Origin of the sequence: Micromonospora sp. NPDC000089 (genome assembly GCF_042899365.1) — a bacterium.
Classification (GTDB): Bacteria; Actinomycetota; Actinomycetes; order Mycobacteriales; family Micromonosporaceae; genus Micromonospora.
On record NZ_JBIAZT010000034.1, the window covers coordinates 1 to 1,293 of the forward strand.

Below are 1,293 nucleotides of genomic sequence, written 5' to 3' on the forward strand. Positions count from 1 at the left end.
GTCCTCCCGGTCCGGTCTGACCCGCCCCCTAACTGACTTCGGGTCTTGAACGGGATCTGTCGACCGTGGCCGGGAGGACTACTCGTGCACTCACCTGACGTGGCCGTGACCTGATAGGAGCCTGGCCAGAGGCCCCATCACTGTTCTGTCCGCCCGCCCGGCTGGTGCGTGCCGCCCTGTCAGTCGAGTGAGCAAGGGACGGCCATGTCCACCATTACACAAGCCCAGGCGCAGGTCACCGGCGGCGTCGACACCCACAAGGACACCCACACCGCTGCGGTGCTCGACACCGCTGGACGGCTTCTCGGCACCGCTGAGTTTCCCGCGACCCCGCCCGGTCACGCGGCACTATGGGACTGGCTGACCGGGCATGGTCAGGTGGCCCTGGTCGCTGTCGAGGGCACCGGAGCCTACGGAGCCGGCTTGACCCGATTCCTGCACACCTGCGGTGTCACTGTGGTCGAGGCCGACCGGCCCGACCGTAAGACCCGCCGCTGGCAGGGCAAGTCCGACCCGGTCGACGCCGAAGCCGCGGCCCGCGCCGGTCTCGCCGCTCGCAGCACCGGTACCCCCAAAGCCGCGAACGGGCAGGTAGAAGCGCTACGGAACCTACGGGTAGCCCGCCGAAGCGCCATCCGCCAACGCGCCGACACGCAACGTCAGATGCACACCCTGATCATCACCGCACCCGAACCACTGCGCACCGACCTGCGCGACCAGCCCATGAAAGACCTGATCACACGCTGCGCTGCCAGCCGACCCAGCACCGACCGGTCCGGCCAACCCGGCACCGCCGTCATGATCGCGCTGCGGTCACTCGCCCGCCGACACCGACACCTCACCGAGGAAATCGAGCAGCTCGACGCGTTGATCACCCCACTCGTGGAACAGATCAACCCGCACCTGAGCACACTCAACGGCATCGGCCCCGACGTCGCTGGACAACTCCTCGTCACCGCCGGCGACAACCCCGACCGACTGCACTCCGAAGCCGCGTTCGCCATGCTCTGCGGCGCCGCACCCCTGCCCGCCAGCAGCGGCAAGACCAACCGCCACCGACTCAACCGCGGCGGCGACCGACAAGCCAACGCCGCCCTGCACCGCATCGCCATCTGCCGCCTGCGCTGGGACCAACGCACCCGCGACTACACCGAACGCCGTACCAAAGAAGGCCTATCCAAAAAAGAGATCATCCGCTGCCTCAAGCGATACATCGCCCGCGAGGTCTACGAGGTCCTCACCAACCCCACCCAACCACCACCGGCCACACCTTGACATCCATAGGAGCATCCC

At 67.7% G+C, this 1,293-nt stretch carries 1 protein-coding gene; it reads left to right on the top strand.

The annotated features are described in order from the left end of the window. Positions 1-204: 204 nt before the first annotated feature. A complete protein-coding gene (locus ACFY3U_RS27785; protein WP_387206941.1) occupies positions 205-1,275 on the top strand; it encodes an IS110 family transposase in 1,071 nt (356 codons plus the stop codon). The last annotated feature ends 18 nt before the right edge of the window (positions 1,276-1,293 follow it).